The organism is Afipia sp. MLSD5-FHT05B12 (assembly GCF_058793355.1).
On the sequence record NZ_JBXAFS010000004.1, the window covers coordinates 196,633 to 212,651 of the forward strand.

Below are 16,019 nucleotides of genomic sequence, written 5' to 3' on the forward strand. Positions count from 1 at the left end.
CCTTGCGTGAATTGCACAGAGCCGATGCGAAAGTTCAATGCCCTGCGTAAATGCGATGTCGCTATAAAGGCGTCTCAAACAAGAAGAACGGGAGCGCATAATGACATCGAAGTTTTTGGCCGCGGCGGTCGCGGCGTTCAGCCTGACGGCGGCACTGCCGGCCTCCGCGCAGCAGGGCGTCAAGATCGGCATTCTCAACGATCAGTCCGGCGTCTATGCCGACTACGGCGGCAAATGGTCCTTTGAAGCAGCCAAGATGGCGGTCGAGGAATTCGGCGGCTCGGTACTTGGCCAAAAGATTGAAGTCGTCTCCGCCGATCACCAGAACAAGCCGGACCTCGGTGTCAGCATCGCGCGCCGCTGGTATGAAGTCGAAGGCGTCGACATGATCACCGAGCTGACCACGTCGTCGGTCGCGCTCGCGGTCCACGATCTCTCCAAGCAAATGAAGAAGATCGACATCGTGGTCGGCGCCGCGACCTCGCGTTTGAGCGGCGACGCATGTCAGCCTTACGGTTTCCACTGGGCGTATGACACCCGCGCGCTTGCCTATGGCACCGGCGGGGCGCTGGTGAAGGCCGGCGGCGATACATGGTTTTTCATGACCGCTGACTATGCGTTCGGCCATGCGCTCGAAAAGGATACCGGCGACTTCGTCACGCAGCAGGGCGGCAAGGTGCTGGGCGCGGTTCGCATTCCCTTGAACACCGCTGACTTCTCGTCGTTCCTGCTCCAGGCCCAAAGCTCGAAGGCGAAGGTCATCGGTCTCGCCAACGCTGGCCTCGACACCACGAACTCGATCAAGCAGGCGGCGGAATTCGGCATCGTCAAGGGCGGCCAGAAACTCGCCGGACTGCTGCTGACGGCGGCTGAGGTCCACGGCCTCGGCCTTGAGGCCGCGCAGGGCCTGGTGCTGACGGAAGGCTATTACTGGGACCGCGATGCAAGGTCGCGCAACTTCGGTGAGAAGTTCTTCAAGCGCACCGGCCGGATGCCGAACATGATTCAGGCCGGCACTTATTCGGCGACCTTGCAGTATCTGAAGGCCGTCAAGGCCGCGGGCACCAAGGACACCGAGGCGGTGGCCAGGAAGCTGAAGGAACTGCCGGTCGATGACGACTTCGCGCAGGGCGGCAAGGTTCTCGAAAATGGCCGCATGGTTCACGACCTCTACCTGTTCGAGGTCAAGAAGCCGTCCGAGTCCAAGAAGCCCTGGGACTATTACAAGGAACTGGCGGTGGTGCCCGGTGACAAGGCCTTCCCGTCGGCGAAGGAGTCGGGCTGCCCGCTGACCAAGTAAGCACGATTGCGATATCCGGTCCGGCATGGTGCCGGGCCGGATGCCGCTGCGATCCTTCAATTGACGATATTTGAAGCTGTTTTCTTTAAGCATTTTCGCGGCGGTCGCCTTCTTTGCAGGGCCGCTCCGCGCTAAAGAGAGAGAATGATCCGCACCCTCTCGCTCTGCTTTCTTGTCCTGCTCGGTGTGCCTGCGGCTGCGCAAACGCCGCCGGAGCGAAAACCCGCGGCCGGGCAAAAGACGTCAGCCGAGCCAAAGCCTGCCGCGCTTGTGTGTATCTACAACAACAGGAAATACAGCGAAGGCGCGAACGTCTGTGTGCAGAAGGCCATGATGCAAACCTGCACCATCGATGGCGCCAGGGCCGTGTGGACCAATGTGACCGACGAAAAGCTCGGCAGCCGTTGCGTGGCGCCCGGGCCGCGTCTTTCAAAATATCAGCGGCGCGCGATCTGGAATCGCCGGAACATCGCCAGGGAAATCACGCCCGCGACGGACAGCTCGCCATTCTGTTTCTACACCAACGGCAAACGGTTCTGCGAGTAGCGCGCCGATTCGTTCCCGGCAGCCCCGATAGGCGCTGCCGGTCACGCGAGCCTGCGCGATCAGTTCACCTTGTAAATCGAGTTGGCCCATGTGCCGCCGCAGATTTCGTCGCGGTTGCCGGTGCATTTCGCATCGCAGTTCGTCGCAGGACCGGCTGCGCCATATTTGTTGCCGCAAAAGCAATGGCCGGCATACTGCGTCCCGGCATGGCTGAAACCCTTGTCACGGCATGTGGACACACACAATTGCGTGGTCATCTTGCCGTCGTAAAAGGTGTAGCCGTCGAGATCGCGCTTGCCCTGATCCTTGAAGCATCCGAGATAGCCGTTCGCAGCAGGAGTGGCTGCGGCGGACGGTGTTGCCGTTGCGCTCTGCGCGGGATGTAGCGAGCGCTCGTCCGGCTTCGCGGCGACTTTCGTTTCCGGCGCTTTCAGCTCCTGCAAGCGCGCCCGGGCGAGATCGCCGTAGATGCTGTCGCCGAAGCGGCGCACGAAGGCTTCGAGCACAGTCGAGTTTGTGGTCGTGGAAACCGCGCGCCACGCTTCCGCGATTTCGTTGGATGACACCGAGGATGACGCCGAAACCGGAGCGCGTGGTGCCGCGGGGACATTGGGGTCGGCCGATGCCACCTGTGCGGCAGCGGGCCTGGTGTCCGCTTTGGCCGCCGCTGCCGGTGCATCGACAATCGCAACCGTGTTGCCGCCTAGCGAGCCATAGACATAGGGCTCCTGTTTACGGGCGGTGGTGGTAAGCACCGAATCCCGCACCCGGCCGAACGCGATGCGCAGGTCGATTCCCGGTGTCGCGATATGTTCAAGCAGCGCGGTGGTGAAGGGGCTGTTGCTGTTGTCGCCATCGAGCGCCACCGAGCCCGCTTTCGCTGCGAACGCGATCAGGGTGTCCGACACTGTCGGCTCGATCTTGGCGAGGCCACGCCCGACCGAGCGCGATGCAACCGTGCGCTTCATGGTCTTGGCGAAGGGATTGTCGCGGCAGGCGTCCAGCATCACCAGCCGCAGCCGCTTGGCGGGTTCGATCGCCTTCAGCAGCCGGTCGAGCGACAGCGCTTCGTCCTCGATGTCGAAATCGCGCGCAAGTTTCGCGTCCGCCGGCACCAGATAGTTGGTGCCATCGACCTCGATGCCGTGTCCGGCGAAGAACACCACGGCGACATCGGCATCCTGCGCCTTGTCCGAGAAGTCGCCGACCGCGCGGCGCAGATCGGCGATGCCCACATCGCGTTTTGTTTCCACGACATCAAACCCGGATTTCCGGAACAGCTCCGCCATCGCGCTGGCATCGTTCGACGGGTTCGGCAGCTTGGCGACGTGCTGATAGGCGGAGATGCCGAGCACCAGCGCCACGCGTTTGTCGGCCTGCGCGGCAGTCACAGCGAACTGCGCCGCGGTCAGCATTGCAAACAGGATCAGCAGGGGACGCAGCAGGATGCGCACGATATCTCTCCGGGCTTTCGGCACGTTGTCTACCATACGTGCGGAACCGCGGAAAAGAGCCCGGTTGTGGCAAAAAATAGCTGTTTTGCTTGAACTTTCCACCTCGTGGCGTAGACATCGCGCGCAAGAGTGCGAAGGCAAATGAGCGGGAGTGTGTCGTCCATGTCCGTCCGTATCGTCGATGTGCGTGAAATCACCAAGCCGATTTCGTCTCCGATCCGCAACGCCTACATCGACTTCACCAAGATGACGACGAGTCTCGTCGCCGTGGTCACAGATGCGGTTCGCGACGGCAAGCGGGTGGTCGGCTACGGGTTCAATTCCAACGGCCGTTACGGGCAGGGCGGGCTGATCCGCGAGCGCTTCGCGCCGCGGCTGCTGGAAGCCGATCCCGAGACATTGCTGGATTCGTCCGGCGACAACATCGATCCCGACAAGGCGTGGGCGGCGCTGATGTCGAACGAGAAGCCCGGCGGCCACGGCGAGCGTTCGGTCGCGGTCGGCACCATCGACATGGCGATCTGGGACGCGGTGGCGAAGATCGCCGGCAAGCCGCTGTTTCGTCTGCTCGCAGAACGGCACAACCGCAAGGCCGATCCGCGCGTGTTCGTGTACGCGGCGGGCGGCTACTATTATCCCGGCAAGGATCTGTCGGCGCTGCGCGGCGAGATGCGCGGCTATCTCGACCGCGGCTACAATGTCGTCAAGATGAAGATCGGCGGCGCATCCCTTGCGGAAGATCGCGAACGCATCGAGGCGGTGCTGAAGGAGATCGGCAGTCAGGCGCAACTCGCGGTCGATGCCAACGGCCGCTTCGATCTGGAAACCGGAATCGCCTACGCCAAGATGCTGCGCGGCTATCCGCTGTTCTGGTACGAGGAAGCAGGCGATCCGCTCGACTTCCAGCTACAGGCTGCGCTCGCCGAATTCTATCCGGGCCCGATGGCCACTGGCGAGAACCTGTTCAGCCATCAGGATGCGCGCAATCTCATTCGCTACGGCGGCATGCGGCCGGATCGCGACTGGCTGCAGTTCGATTGCGCCTTGTCCTACGGGCTTTGTGAATATCTGCGCACGCTCGATATGCTGAAGACCCATGGCTGGTCGCCATCGCGCTGCATCCCGCATGGCGGGCACCAGATGTCGCTGAACATCGCGGCGGGTCTCGGCCTTGGCGGCAACGAGAGCTATCCGGATCTGTTCCAGCCCTATGGCGGCTTCCCCGACGGCGTGCGGGTGGAGAGCGGCCATATCACCATGCCTGACCTGCCGGGCATCGGCTTTGAGGGCAAATCCGATCTCTACAAGGAGATGAAGGCGCTGGCGGAGTAGCGCGGGCGCAAATCCGGCAAAGCCGTCACGAATTGACGTGAATGAAATCCCGCAGCAGCGGATAGATTTCGTTGTTCCACTTCCGGCCACTGAAGACGCCGTAGTGGCCGACACCGGCCTGCATGTGATGCACCTTGCGGTAGGCGCGCACGCCGGTGCAGAGATCCTGCGCCGCCAGCGTCTGTCCGATCGAGCAGATATCGTCCTTTTCGCCTTCCACCGTCATCAGGCCCATCTTCTTGATGGAGGCCGGATTCACGGCGCGGCCCTTGTAGGTGAGCTTGCCCTGCGGCAGCAGGTGTTCCTGAAACACGTCGCGGATGGTGTCGATGTAGAAATCCGCCGGCAGATCCATCACCGCAAAGTATTCGTCGTAGAACGTCTTGATGGTGTCGGCTTTCTCGACTTCACCCTTCGCCAGATGTTCGAGCAAATCCTTGTGCGACTTGACGTGCCGTTCGAGATTCATCGACACGAACGCGGTGACCTGAATGAAGCCGGGATAGACCTTGCGGAAGGCGCCCTTGCACTGCACCGGCACGTAATTGATCAGATTGTCCTCGAACCACTTCAGCGGCTTTGAGGTTGCGAACTCATTGACCTTGGTTGGCGCAATGCGGGTGTCGATCGGCCCCGCCATCAGGGTGAGACTCGCCGGGCGCGCGCGATGATTGTCTTCCGACATGATGGCGCAGGCCGCCAGCGCCGATACCGATGGCTGGCACACCGCGACCATGTGAGACTTCGGGCCGAGCTGATCCATGAAGGTGATGAGATGCTCGGTATATTCGTCGAGACCGAACTTGCCCTGATCGAGCGGAATGTCGCGCGGATTGTGCCAGTCGGTGATGTAGACGTCATGATCCTGCAACAGCGTCTGCACCGTGCCGCGCAGCAGTGTCGCGAAGTGACCTGACATCGGCGCGACCAGCAGAACCTTCGGCTGGTCCGGCGCGCCATCCTTCCTGAAATGTAGCAGCGAGCCGAACGGCGTCGCGAACGGGACTTCCTCGATCACCGGCCATTCGCGGTTGCCGACCGCGACGGGCTTGATGTCATATTCCGGCCGCTTGTAGGTCAGCGAACTGCGCGACACCAGTTCGAGCGCGGCGGCGGCCCGGCCGAAGACCTTGTCCGAAATGCCTTCGGGCAGCATTTTCAGGTAGGACAGCGCCGTTGCGGCCCCGCTTCGCCACGGGGCCGTCATGTCCATGGTGTTCTGATAGGTCTGGTACATCATTGGCGACATCCGGCACATTCCCTTGCTTTGTGTCATGCAAACTTGACGCCAAAGCCCCGTCAATCGGCCATTCGGACTGGCATGTCGTTTGCTGTGTGTAAAAGGAGCAAGCGCTTAAACAACAGGCAGGCGCGGGCGTGACCGGGCGGAGAAAGTCGATCCGCCTCTTTGATGTGCAGGCGTTTAGGAGAGCGACCATGGGCAAGGCCACTTTGACCATCAGCAGCAAGAATTACTCGTCATGGTCGCTGCGCGGCTGGTTGATGACGAGGTTTTCCGGACTCGAGTTCGATGAGATCATCACCGCGGCTGACGATCCGTCGGCGCGGGCGGAGATCCTGCTGCTGTCATCGTCGATCCTGGTGCCGTGCCTGCGCCACGAGGGCGCGGTGGTGTGGGACACGCTGGCGATCGGTGAATATCTCAACGATCTCATGCCTGAAGCGGGTTTATTGCCGTCCGAGCGGATTCCGCGGGCGCATTGCCGATCGATCTGCGGCGAGATTCATTCAGGCTTTACGACCCTGCGCTCGTCGCTGCCGGTCAACATCAAGGGGCACTTTCCGGGCTTCAAGGTCTGGTCACGCGCGCAGGCGGATATCGATCGGGTCTGTGCGATCTGGAGCGACTGTCTGGAAAAATCCGGCGGCCCGTTCCTGTTCGGGCATCGGTCGATGGCGGACGCGATGTACGCACCGGTGGTGACGCGCTTCCTGACCTACGATGTCCAGATCGGCCCGTCGCTGGCGAGCTATGCAAAACGGGTGATGAGCCTTCCTGAAATGCAGGAGTGGGTCGAGGCCGCGCGGCAGGAGCCGGCGGAAATCGAGGAGCTTGAGGTGGAATATTAGGCAGCGGTCGCGCGCAACTGCCTGATCGCTGGGCCGGTTGCGGCTGCGTGCGCTTGCCTGGAAGCGTGCTTCCCTGGGATGCCAGACAAGGCGCATGGCGTGAGAGCCGAGTCCTTAAAGCGAGCCAGTTCGTCGCTTGGCTGAATCCTCCACGGACTCAGCCACATCTTTCATTGCGCAAAACTTCCTCACGCCGTGACCGCGCGCGATGCGGTCGCTGGCGTGGAATTCGCATGATGCATTGCAGAAGCAACTGCGCCGGCGCGCGTTCGCCCGGGTTGGAGGATGCCATGAATGTGCATGCTGCGGTCGATTCAAAATCGTCTGGTCTCACGCGCCCGAACGGCGCTCCCATTCGTCTGAACACTCAGAACTTCGTCGCCATCGATCGCCACAAGGATACGACATACGAGGCGACGTATCGCCCGCAGGCGCTCTACAGCCGCGCGGACGAAGGCTTTCATGCGAACAACGAAACCTTCCTCCTCCATGAGGTCGCGACAAATCTGCCGATTTATCTCCCGGATACAGGCCCCACCGATTTTCATCTTCACCTTCCACCGGGCGGTTTCCAGCTCGTGCTGGTCACGTCGGGGATGTTTACCTTCGATTACGATGGGCGCTTCTACAATGTCGGCCCCGGCGCGGTGATGCTGCAAAGCGCGATCGTGCATCGCCAGCTTTTTTACACATGGTCGGGGTTGTCGACCGAGGAGAATCTGAAGACGCCGCAGACCGTGGCGCCGGACCCGATTTCGATGGGCTACTCCGGAAAATTTCTCGAAGCCTTCATTACCGATCCGACGACCTTTCCCAACCCGACGATCGTGGGTCCGGATCAGATCAACGAAGACGAAACGCCGCGCGTGGCCTGGAGCCATCCTCTGCATGATCGCCCGTCCGATGCAGGCTTCTGGCTACAGGATCCGCTGGCGCTGGATGCGCTCTTCAGGCCGCTGGCGGCTGGCGCGCCTGATAGTCTCATCAAGTCGGCCATGCCTGTTTATGTGCGCGATATCGGAATCGAGGCGCCGAGCGGTCATCTCGTCACCGGCCATATCATCGCAACCGACCCGCGTGGCCACTCGCTCCTGCCGAAGAGCACATCCGCCACAGCGGACGCTGCTTCTTTCGCGAAGGGCGAGGTTGTTATCTATCGCGTCATTCGCGGCACAGCCGAATTCAGGGATGGTGCGGGGAAGATTTTCGGGCTTGCTGCCGGCGATGTGGTGACCGCGAGCAAGAACACGATCAGTCTCATAGGTATGGGTGAAAATACCCAAGTCCTCCGGCTCGGCCTTCTGAAGGGCATGGAGAATCTTTGCAGTTGGACGCCGACGCAGCGTGATGAGATTGACGGTCTGGCCGGTCAAATCATCACAGGGCGGGATGTTCGTCCTCTGCGGACCGCAGGCCAGCCGGTCGGGTATCTGTACAAGTAGGCGTCTTGCCGGCGAGGCCGTTACCTGACGGACACGCACACAAAACTGCAATAAACATGAATCGTCGCCCCGTAGCGTTTCGGACGGCGCGTGCTTAAGTGTTCCCGGCTGATAAACCGGGGAACACAGATGCCGACACGCGCACGCGTTGACGAATTCATTGCAGTGGTGGAGAGCGGCGACCATGCCGGCGCTATCGAGCGCTATTACACCGAAGACGCCAGCATGCAGGAGAACAGCGCGCCGCCGCGGGTCGGCCGCGACGGGCTGGTGGCGCATGAGCGCGGTATCCTTGCGCAGATGAAAGAAGTCCGTTCCAGCGCGCTGGTATCGGTGGTGGAGGGCGATCACGTCATGATCCACTGGAACTTCGATCTTGTCGGCCTCGACGGCAAGACCCGCCATGTCGATGAAATCGCCATGCAGGAATGGCGCGGCGACAGGATTTTCCGGGAGCGGTTCTTCTACAACGCGGCGAAAGCGTAAGCCGTTCCCCTGACATGACCGGCCGTCATGCGGGCGATGACGATGTCTCGCTTGACGCCGCGATCGGCATCCTGACAGATGGCGAAACTGCCGGTGAAATCGGCAGAGAAGAAGAGCGTCAAGCTCCTTAGGGAAACGCCGGAATATGAACGCGCCTCACGCGGGCCCCGTCGCGGATAAGAAGATCATTGATGAAATGTCGATCCGCTATGAGGGCTGGCCGATCGTCGGGGTCTGCTTTCTGGTCGCGACGTTCGCCTGGGCCGCCGGCTTTTACGGTCAGGGCGTCTATCTCGCCGAACTGCAACGTCTTCACGGCTGGCCGGCCTCGCTGATCTCAACCGCGACCACCTGCTACTACCTGTTCAGCGCGGTTCTGGTCGTGTTCGTGAGCGAGGCGATCCGCGCGCTGGGGCCGCGCCGTCTTCTGATTGGCGGCATCCTCACCATTGCCGCGGGCACCGCGATGGTCGGGCAGATTACATCGCCGTGGCAATTGTACGCCGCCTATGCGCTGATTGCATTCGGCTGGGCGGGGACCAGTCTCGCTGCGATCAACAACACGCTTGGGCTGTGGTTCGACAGGAAGCGAGGCATGGCGATCAGCCTTGCCTTGAATGGCGCAAGCTGCGGCGGTGTACTCGGCGTGCCGTTGCTGGTCGGCGCCATCGGCAGGTTTGGCTTCCCCGCGACCTCGATCGGCGCGGCGCTGGTGATCGTCGGGCTTGCGGTACCGGCGATTCTCATCTGGGTTGGCCGGCCGCCGAAGCGCGCGCTGCCCCCGGCGGATGTCTTTGCCGCCGCGCCTGCGCCAGCCGTGCGGTCGATTGCGCAGATGCGCCATGCGGCGTTCCGCAGCCTTTCGTTCTGGACCATCACGGTGCCGTTCGCGCTGCTGCTGGCCGCGCAGGTCGGCTTCATCGTGCATCAGATTTCGTTTCTCGATCCGATCATGGGCCGCGAGCGCGCCAGTGTCGCAGTGGCGCTGATGACCGCGATGGCGGTGGCGGGACGGGTCCTGTTCGGTCTCGTCGTCGACCGGATGGACCAGCGCAAGGCGGCGGCGACCTCGGCGGTCAGTCAGGCGCTCGCACTGATTGTGATGATTAACACCCGGAACGAAGCTGCGCTGTTCGCGGCCAGCGCGGTGTTCGGCTTCTCGGTGGGCAACATGATCACGCTGCCGTCGATGATCGTGCAGCGGGAATTCAGCGCGGCTGCCTTCGGCGTGCTGGTCAGCCTGGTGACGGCGATCTGCCAGTTCACCTATGCGTTTGGGCCGGGAATCGTGGGACTGCTGCGCGATCTGTCCGGCAGTTACACCGTGCCGTTCTATGCCTGTGTGGCGCTCCAGTTGATCGCCGCTGCGATCGTGCTGGTTCGCGCGAAGACGCTGAAGGCGATTTGATCAGTCTTCACGTTCGCGCAGCAAGGCTTCCACATCGAGCCGGCGCGTGAACATCGCCAGTGTCCCATCGGGATGGCGCGGCCATTCGGCCTCGGGCCGGTCGCGGTAAAGCTCAACACCATTCTCGTCGGGATCGCGCAGATAAAGCGCCTCGCTGACACCGTGATCGCTCGCGCCGTCCAGCGCAATGCCGGCGGACAGCACCCGATGCAGCGCGTCGGCCAGCGCCGCGCGTGTCGGATAGAGGATCGCGGTATGAAACAGGCCGGTGGCGCCTTCAGGCGGCGGGTTGCCGCCCTTGCTGTGCCAGGTGTTGAGGCCGATGTGGTGGTGATAGCCGCCTGCGGAAATGAACGCGGCCTGATCGCCGTAACGCTGCATCAGCTCGAAGCCGAGGACATTCTGATAGAAGCCGAGTGCGCGGTCGAGGTCCGCGACTTTCAAATGGACATGACCGATCCGCGTGCCCGCAGCAATCGGTTTGAAGGACGCTGATATCCACTTGGTGGTTTCTCCGGACATACCAGGTCTCTCCGATGACATCGATGCATTGCTCTCATCGATGTATGAGCGTCTTCCTCATGGTACAAGGTCGGAGGTTTCGCCTTCCGGCAATTCGACTTCGAAGGTGTTGAGCGTCATCGACACCAGCGCGTAGTAACCGAGCAGGCCGACCAGTTCGACCACGCCGGTTTCACCGAGCATCTCGATGGCCTTGTCGTAGAGCAACTTCGGGACTTTGCAGTTTTCATGCAGCGACTCGCTGAATTCGTAAACCAGTTCCGCTTTCGGATCGTCGAAATCCGGGACGTGACGATGGTTGATGGCATCGATGATGCTCGGATCGAGCCCCGCTGCCAGCGCCATCTTCTTGTGCGCATACCATTCGAATTGCGCGCTCCAGTGCCGCGCGGTCACGAGGATCGCGAGTTCGGAGAGGCGCGGACCCAGCGTGGTGTCGTAACGCAGGAATGCGCCGAGCCGGCTGGCGTGCCGCGCGACCTCAGGCGCATGGATCCACGCGCGCAGCGGCGGCGTGACCGTGCCGCGTTTGCCTGAAACCGATTCCTCGAAGATGCTCGTCTGATCGGCGGTCATTTCGCTAGGCGAAAGCATTCTCAGGCGCATGGCGGTTCCTCTGTTTTAAACGCGGTGGCGGTGCCGGGGCGCGGCCCCGGGGTTGTCGTGCATGGCTACCATATCGCACCGGGTGCGGCTTTCGCGTCAGCGAGATATTGAAATCCGCCAAGCGGACAGTACAGTCCGGCCCAGAAAATGAACAAAGCCGCGCGCACCGCGCAGCGGCCCATCAGCCCAAGGGATGATCGAATGGCCGATATGGAAAAATTCCGCAGCGAGACGCGCGCCTGGCTGGAGGCGAATTGTCCGCCCGAGATGCGCAAGCCGGTGACGGGCGACGCCGATGTTTTCTGGGGCGGCCGCAACACCACGTTCTCGTCGGAGCCGCAGCGTCTCTGGTTCGAGCGCATGCGCGACAAGGGCTGGACTGTGCCGGAATGGCCGAAGGAATACGGTGGCGGCGGCCTCGGGCTCGAGGAAACGAAGATCCTGCGTCAGGAAATGTCCGCGATCGGCGCCCGGCTTCCGCTCTCGAGCTTCGGCATCTGGATGCTTGGACCGGCGCTGCTGAAATACGGCTCCGATGCGCAGAAGCGCGAGCATCTGCCGAAGATCGCCGCTGGCCTGATCCGCTGGTGCCAGGGCTATTCGGAGCCGAATGCCGGTTCGGATCTGGCGTCGTTGCAGACCCGCGCGGATATCGACGGCGACGATTACGTTATCAACGGCCAGAAGATCTGGACCTCGATGGCGAATTTCGCCGACTGGATCTTCTGTCTGGTGCGAACCGACTTCAGCGCCAAGAAGCATGACGGCATCAGCTTCATCCTGTTCGACATGACGTCGAAGGGCGTCTCGACCAAGCCGATCCTTCTGATCTCGGGCAAGTCGCCGTTCTGCGAAACCTTCTTCGACAACGTCCGCGTGCCGCGGTCGCATGTGGTCGGCACCGTCAATCGCGGCTGGGACGTCGCGAAATATCTGCTCCAGCACGAACGCTCCATGATCAGCGAAGTGGGCGAGCGCCGCGGCTCCCGGCCCATGGGTCAGGTGGCGGCGAACTCCGTCGGCGTCGACGAACACGGGCAACTGGACGATCCGATGTTGCGCGGCCAGATCGCAGTCTTCGATGTCGACGAGGCCGCGATGGCCTGTGCATCCGAGCGCGCGGTCGATCTTGCAAAAGCGGGACAGGGGCATCCGGCTTATTCGTCGGCGCTGAAGTATTACGGCACCGAACTCAACAAGCGCAGATACGAGATCCTGATGTCGGCCGGAGGCGTCGATGCGCTGGAATGGGAAAGCCCTCGTTCCCGCGAGGGACTGACGGCGCGGACGTGGCTGCGCACCAAGGCGAACTCGATCGAGGGCGGCACCAGCGAAGTGATGCTCGGCATCGTCGCCAAGCGCATTCTCGATCTGCCCGGCGCGTGATCGAGTCTGTCATTCCGGGGCGCGAGCGTGAGCGTGCGAGTCCGGAATCTGGAACTCATGGATTCCGGGTCCGCGCGAAACGGCGCGTCCCGGAATGACGAAATCAACATCTGAAGCCCTCTTGATCCGGACATAAAAATGGCTCTCGTCCTTAACGAAGAACAGTCAATGCTGCGCGACAGCGCGCGCGGCCTCATCAGCGACAAGGCGCCGGTGGCGCATCTGCGCAAGCTGCGCGACACCAGGGACGAGACCGGGTTCTCGCGCGAGTTGTGGAAGACATTCGCCGAGATGGGTTTCGCAGGTCTGCTGGTGCCGGAACAATTCGGCGGCAGCGGACTTGGCAACGTCGAGGCCGGCGTGGTGATGGAGGAAATCGGCCGCACGCTGATGCCGTCGCCGTTCCTGTCGACCGGCGTGGTGGCGGCGACCGCGTTGTCGCGCGGCGGCAACGGCGCGCAGAAGTCGGAATATCTGACCAGGATTGCCAAGGGCGAACTGATCGCGTCGCTCGCGGTGGACGAGGGCGCCAAGCATCGTCCTGCGAAGACAGCGATGAAAGCCGTGCGGTCCGGCAACGGCTTCAAGCTCAAGGGCGCGAAGGCGTTCGTGATCGACGGTCACGCCTCCGATCTGCTGATCGTCGCGGCCCGCACCGCGGGTGAGAGCGGCGATCGCGAGGGGCTGACGCTGTTTCTGGTCAATCCCAAAACCAAAGGCATCGAAATCGAGCGCACCGCGATGGTCGATGCGCACAACGCCGCGCGCATCGTGTTCAACGATGTCGAGGTGACCGCTGATGGCGTCCTCGGTGAAGTCGATCAGGGCGGCATGCTGCTGGAAGGTATTCTCAACGTCGGCCGCGCCGCCGTGGCGTCGGAGATGGTCGGCATCAGCGAGGAAGCTTTCACGCGCACCGTGACGTACCTGAAGGAGCGCAAGCAGTTCGGCAAGCTGATCGGTGAATTCCAGGCGTTGCAGCATCGTGCCGCGCATCTCTACACCGAGATCGAAATCACCAAGGCCGCCGTGATGAAGGCATCGCAGACGCTGGACAGCGATTTCGCTGCGGCGGGCGCCGCGGTCGCCGTCGCCAAGGCGAAGGCCGGATCGACCGCGACCCTGGCCGTTCAGGAAGCCGTGCAGATGCATGGCGGCGTCGGCATGACGGACGCCTTCGACATCGGCTTCTTCATGAAGCGTGCGCGGGTGTGCCAGGAATTGTTCGGCGACAGTGCCTACCACGCCGAGCAACTGGCGCGGATGAAGGGTTATTGAGTCTCGGCGGCTTCGGAATAAATCACCAACATCACGACGTCGTCCCCGCGAAAGCGGGGACCCATACTCCCTGTGCTTGCTGGGGAATGTGATGTTGACGAGCGCTGCTCGGCAGAAATCTCGGTGGTTATGGGTCCCCGCTTTCGCGGGGACGACCAGTGGAGAGTGATGCGGCGGCTGCCGCGAGCGATTACCGGATCGGCGGCGCGTACTGGATGCCGCCGGCGCTCCACAGCTGGTTGAGGCCGCGTGGAATCTTGAGCTTCGATCCCTCGCCGACGTTGCGGTCGTAAATCTCGCCGTAGTTGCCGACGTGGCGGATGATGCGCGCGGCCCAATCCTTCGTGAGATCCATTTCCTCGCCATAGGCGCCTTCGGTGCCGAGCAGCCGCATGACGTCGGGCTTTTTGGACTTCAGCGCGGCGTCGATGTTCTTGGAGCTGACGCCCAGTTCCTCGGCGTTCAACATGGCGTAGATCGTCCACTTCACGATCAGCAGCCATTCGTCGTCGCGCTGCCGCACCACCGGCGCCAGCGGCTCCTTCGAGATCACATCCGGCAGGATGGCGTGTTCGGCGGGCTTGGTCAGCCGCAACCGCAGCGCATAGAGCTGCGACACGTCGGTGGTCAGCACGTCGCACTGGCCTGAATCATAGGCCTTGAGAACCTCGTCCAGGCTCGGGAAATTCAATTCCTGATACTTGATGTTGTTGGCGCGGAAGTAATCCGCGAGATTGAGCTGTGTCGTGGTGCCGGCCTGGACGCAGACCTTGCTGCCGTCGAGTTCGAGACCGGAGGTGATGTTGCGCGACTGGCGCACCATAAAGCCTTCGCCATCGTAGTAGGCGACTGCTGCGAAGTTCAGGCCGTATTCGGTTTCGCGCGACATGCTCCAGGTGGAGTTGCGCGACAGGATGTCGACCTTGCGATTGCGCAGTTCCTTGAAACGCTCGCTGGCATCGAGCGGGACGAACTTCACCTTGTTCGGATCGTTGAAGATGGCGGCCGCGACGGCGCGGCAAATGTCGACGTCGAAACCGGACCAGTTGCCCTTGTCGTCAGGAATCGAAAATCCCGGCAATCCGGTGTTGACGCCGCACAGCACGGCGTCGCGTTTCACGGTCCGCTTCAGCGTCCGTGTATCGTATCGCTCGTAGGCGATCGCGGAGGCGGCGACAGCAACCGCGATGACTGCTCCGAGCGTGAGACCGGAGGCAAAGGTGCGGGGAAAAAGGGACATGAATGAATCTCGCTTCCAAGTATGCGTGCGAAAAGGAGAGAGCGTTATCGGGAGATTAGATTTCGGGGCGCTGGCGGATGATGACCTTGGTGCCGACGGGGATGCGCTCGTAGAGATCGGTTACGTCGGCATTGACGAGGCGGAAGCATCCCGATGATACGGCGCTGCCGATGGTCTGCGGCTGGTTGGTGCCGTGAATGCGATAAACCGTGGCGCCGAGATAAAGCGCGCGCGCGCCCATCGGATTGCCCGGTCCGCCGGCCATGAAGCGCGGCAGGTAAGGCTGACGTGCGATCATTTCCGGCGGCGGCGTCCAGTCCGGCCATTCCTGCTTGCGAGAGATCTTCTGCAATCCCTGCCACTGGAATCCTTCGCGGCCAACGCCGATGCCGTAGCGAAGCGCGCGGCCGTTGCCCTGCACCAGATAAAGGAAGCGCTCGGACGTGCTGATGATGATGGTGCCCGGTGCTTCCGTGGTGCGGAAGAAAACCGCTGTGCGCTTGAATTCCGGCGAAACCTCCTCGTCATCGGGAATGTATCCCGGCTGATCGCCGATATTCATCTCGCGGCCCTGCGCGAAGGCGTGAGGCGCCGCGAACAACAGGCTGGCTGCGACCGCCGCCAGAGCGAGAGAGCGGATGATGTTCATGTCGAGAATCCCGCGTTAGTTCGTGCCCCGCGCGCATCAAACCTTAGCCGTGCTCGGCTGGCAAGTGACCCGCGCTTCAAGGCGGGCCAACATGCGTCGTAAATCCTTAAAATATATCTGAAAACCGGCGATCGCTCAGCTTAGTGCGGAGCGATCCAGAGCCGCAGGAGATAGGCGAAGGCGGCAACGGTGCCTGTGCCCAGCAGCCACAGCGCCGCGAACCACAGCAGCTTCTGCGCCAGGGGCCGGGGCTGTTCGGGCGGCGAGGTCATGCTCATC

Annotated in this window: 16 protein-coding genes; 9 read left to right on the forward strand and 7 right to left on the reverse strand. The window is 62.1% G+C overall.

Features of this window, described 5'->3' with window-relative positions; translation table 11 throughout:
- Positions 1–100: 100 nt before the first annotated feature.
- Both AC1Q6J_RS08050 and AC1Q6J_RS08055 read left to right on the forward strand, forming a co-directional pair.
- Positions 101–1,300, forward strand: a complete 1,200-nt coding sequence (locus tag AC1Q6J_RS08050) for an ABC transporter substrate-binding protein (protein WP_492278791.1) — start codon at positions 101–103, stop codon at positions 1,298–1,300.
- 144 nt (positions 1,301–1,444) lie between these two features.
- On the forward strand, positions 1,445–1,846 hold the full coding sequence (locus AC1Q6J_RS08055) for a DUF1496 domain-containing protein (RefSeq protein WP_492278792.1): 402 nt from the start codon (positions 1,445–1,447) through the stop codon (positions 1,844–1,846).
- Positions 1,847–1,905: 59 nt separating this feature from the next.
- Here the strand turns inward: AC1Q6J_RS08055 and AC1Q6J_RS08060 are convergent, their stop codons facing one another.
- Entirely contained in the window at positions 1,906–3,300 is a 1,395-nt protein-coding gene (locus AC1Q6J_RS08060; protein ID WP_492278793.1) for a caspase family protein, read from the reverse strand.
- Positions 3,301–3,462: 162 nt separating this feature from the next.
- Here AC1Q6J_RS08060 and AC1Q6J_RS08065 point away from each other — a divergent pair, with 162 nt between their 5' ends.
- Entirely contained in the window at positions 3,463–4,632 is a 1,170-nt protein-coding gene (locus tag AC1Q6J_RS08065) for a mandelate racemase/muconate lactonizing enzyme family protein (protein ID WP_492278794.1), read from the forward strand.
- Positions 4,633–4,657: 25 nt separating this feature from the next.
- Here the strand turns inward: AC1Q6J_RS08065 and AC1Q6J_RS08070 are convergent, their stop codons facing one another.
- Positions 4,658–5,881 carry a polyhydroxyalkanoate depolymerase gene (locus AC1Q6J_RS08070; RefSeq protein ID WP_492278795.1) on the reverse strand — a complete coding sequence of 408 codons (1,224 nt, stop codon included), beginning with the start codon at positions 5,879–5,881 and terminating at the stop codon, positions 4,658–4,660.
- Between the two features lie 188 nt (positions 5,882–6,069).
- Between AC1Q6J_RS08070 and AC1Q6J_RS08075 the strand changes: the two genes are divergently transcribed.
- The 4 genes from AC1Q6J_RS08075 (at position 6,070) to AC1Q6J_RS08090 (ending at position 10,059) form a co-directional block, all read left to right on the forward strand.
- Positions 6,070–6,723, forward strand: coding sequence for a glutathione S-transferase family protein (locus tag AC1Q6J_RS08075; RefSeq protein WP_492278796.1), 654 nt, complete (start codon positions 6,070–6,072; stop codon positions 6,721–6,723).
- A 290-nt stretch (positions 6,724–7,013) separates the two neighbouring features.
- Entirely contained in the window at positions 7,014–8,165 is a 1,152-nt protein-coding gene (locus tag AC1Q6J_RS08080; protein ID WP_492278797.1) for a hypothetical protein, read from the forward strand.
- 129 nt (positions 8,166–8,294) lie between these two features.
- Entirely contained in the window at positions 8,295–8,651 is a 357-nt protein-coding gene (locus AC1Q6J_RS08085; RefSeq protein WP_492278798.1) for a nuclear transport factor 2 family protein, read from the forward strand.
- A 145-nt stretch (positions 8,652–8,796) separates the two neighbouring features.
- Entirely contained in the window at positions 8,797–10,059 is a 1,263-nt protein-coding gene (locus AC1Q6J_RS08090; protein WP_492278799.1) for an MFS transporter, read from the forward strand.
- Here AC1Q6J_RS08090 and AC1Q6J_RS08095 read toward each other — a convergent pair whose 3' ends face one another.
- Positions 10,060–10,581 (reverse strand): VOC family protein, encoded by a 522-nt coding sequence (locus AC1Q6J_RS08095; protein WP_492278800.1) that lies wholly within the window; start codon positions 10,579–10,581, stop codon positions 10,060–10,062.
- A gap of 57 nt (positions 10,582–10,638) precedes the next feature.
- Positions 10,639–11,187: a carboxymuconolactone decarboxylase family protein gene (locus AC1Q6J_RS08100; protein ID WP_492278801.1), complete on the reverse strand. Its 549-nt coding sequence runs from the start codon at positions 11,185–11,187 to the stop codon at positions 10,639–10,641.
- Between the two features lie 201 nt (positions 11,188–11,388).
- Here AC1Q6J_RS08100 and AC1Q6J_RS08105 point away from each other — a divergent pair, with 201 nt between their 5' ends.
- Both AC1Q6J_RS08105 and AC1Q6J_RS08110 read left to right on the forward strand, forming a co-directional pair.
- On the forward strand, positions 11,389–12,573 hold the full coding sequence (locus AC1Q6J_RS08105) for an acyl-CoA dehydrogenase family protein (protein ID WP_492278802.1): 1,185 nt from the start codon (positions 11,389–11,391) through the stop codon (positions 12,571–12,573).
- A 138-nt stretch (positions 12,574–12,711) separates the two neighbouring features.
- Positions 12,712–13,851 (forward strand): acyl-CoA dehydrogenase family protein, encoded by a 1,140-nt coding sequence (locus AC1Q6J_RS08110; RefSeq protein WP_492278803.1) that lies wholly within the window; start codon positions 12,712–12,714, stop codon positions 13,849–13,851.
- Between the two features lie 190 nt (positions 13,852–14,041).
- On the opposite strand, the gene AC1Q6J_RS08115 is transcribed toward AC1Q6J_RS08110, so the two are convergent.
- The 3 genes from AC1Q6J_RS08115 to AC1Q6J_RS08125 form a co-directional block, all read right to left on the reverse strand.
- Positions 14,042–15,091: an amino acid ABC transporter substrate-binding protein gene (locus tag AC1Q6J_RS08115; protein ID WP_492278804.1), complete on the reverse strand. Its 1,050-nt coding sequence runs from the start codon at positions 15,089–15,091 to the stop codon at positions 14,042–14,044.
- A 55-nt stretch (positions 15,092–15,146) separates the two neighbouring features.
- A complete protein-coding gene (locus tag AC1Q6J_RS08120; RefSeq protein ID WP_492278805.1) occupies positions 15,147–15,740 on the reverse strand; it encodes a L,D-transpeptidase in 594 nt (197 codons plus the stop codon).
- 140 nt (positions 15,741–15,880) lie between these two features.
- The gene (locus AC1Q6J_RS08125) at positions 15,881–16,012 is read right to left on the reverse strand and encodes a DUF2474 domain-containing protein (protein ID WP_492278806.1); all 132 of its coding nucleotides are present in this window, start codon (positions 16,010–16,012) and stop codon (positions 15,881–15,883) included.
- Positions 16,013–16,019: the final 7 nt, after the last annotated feature.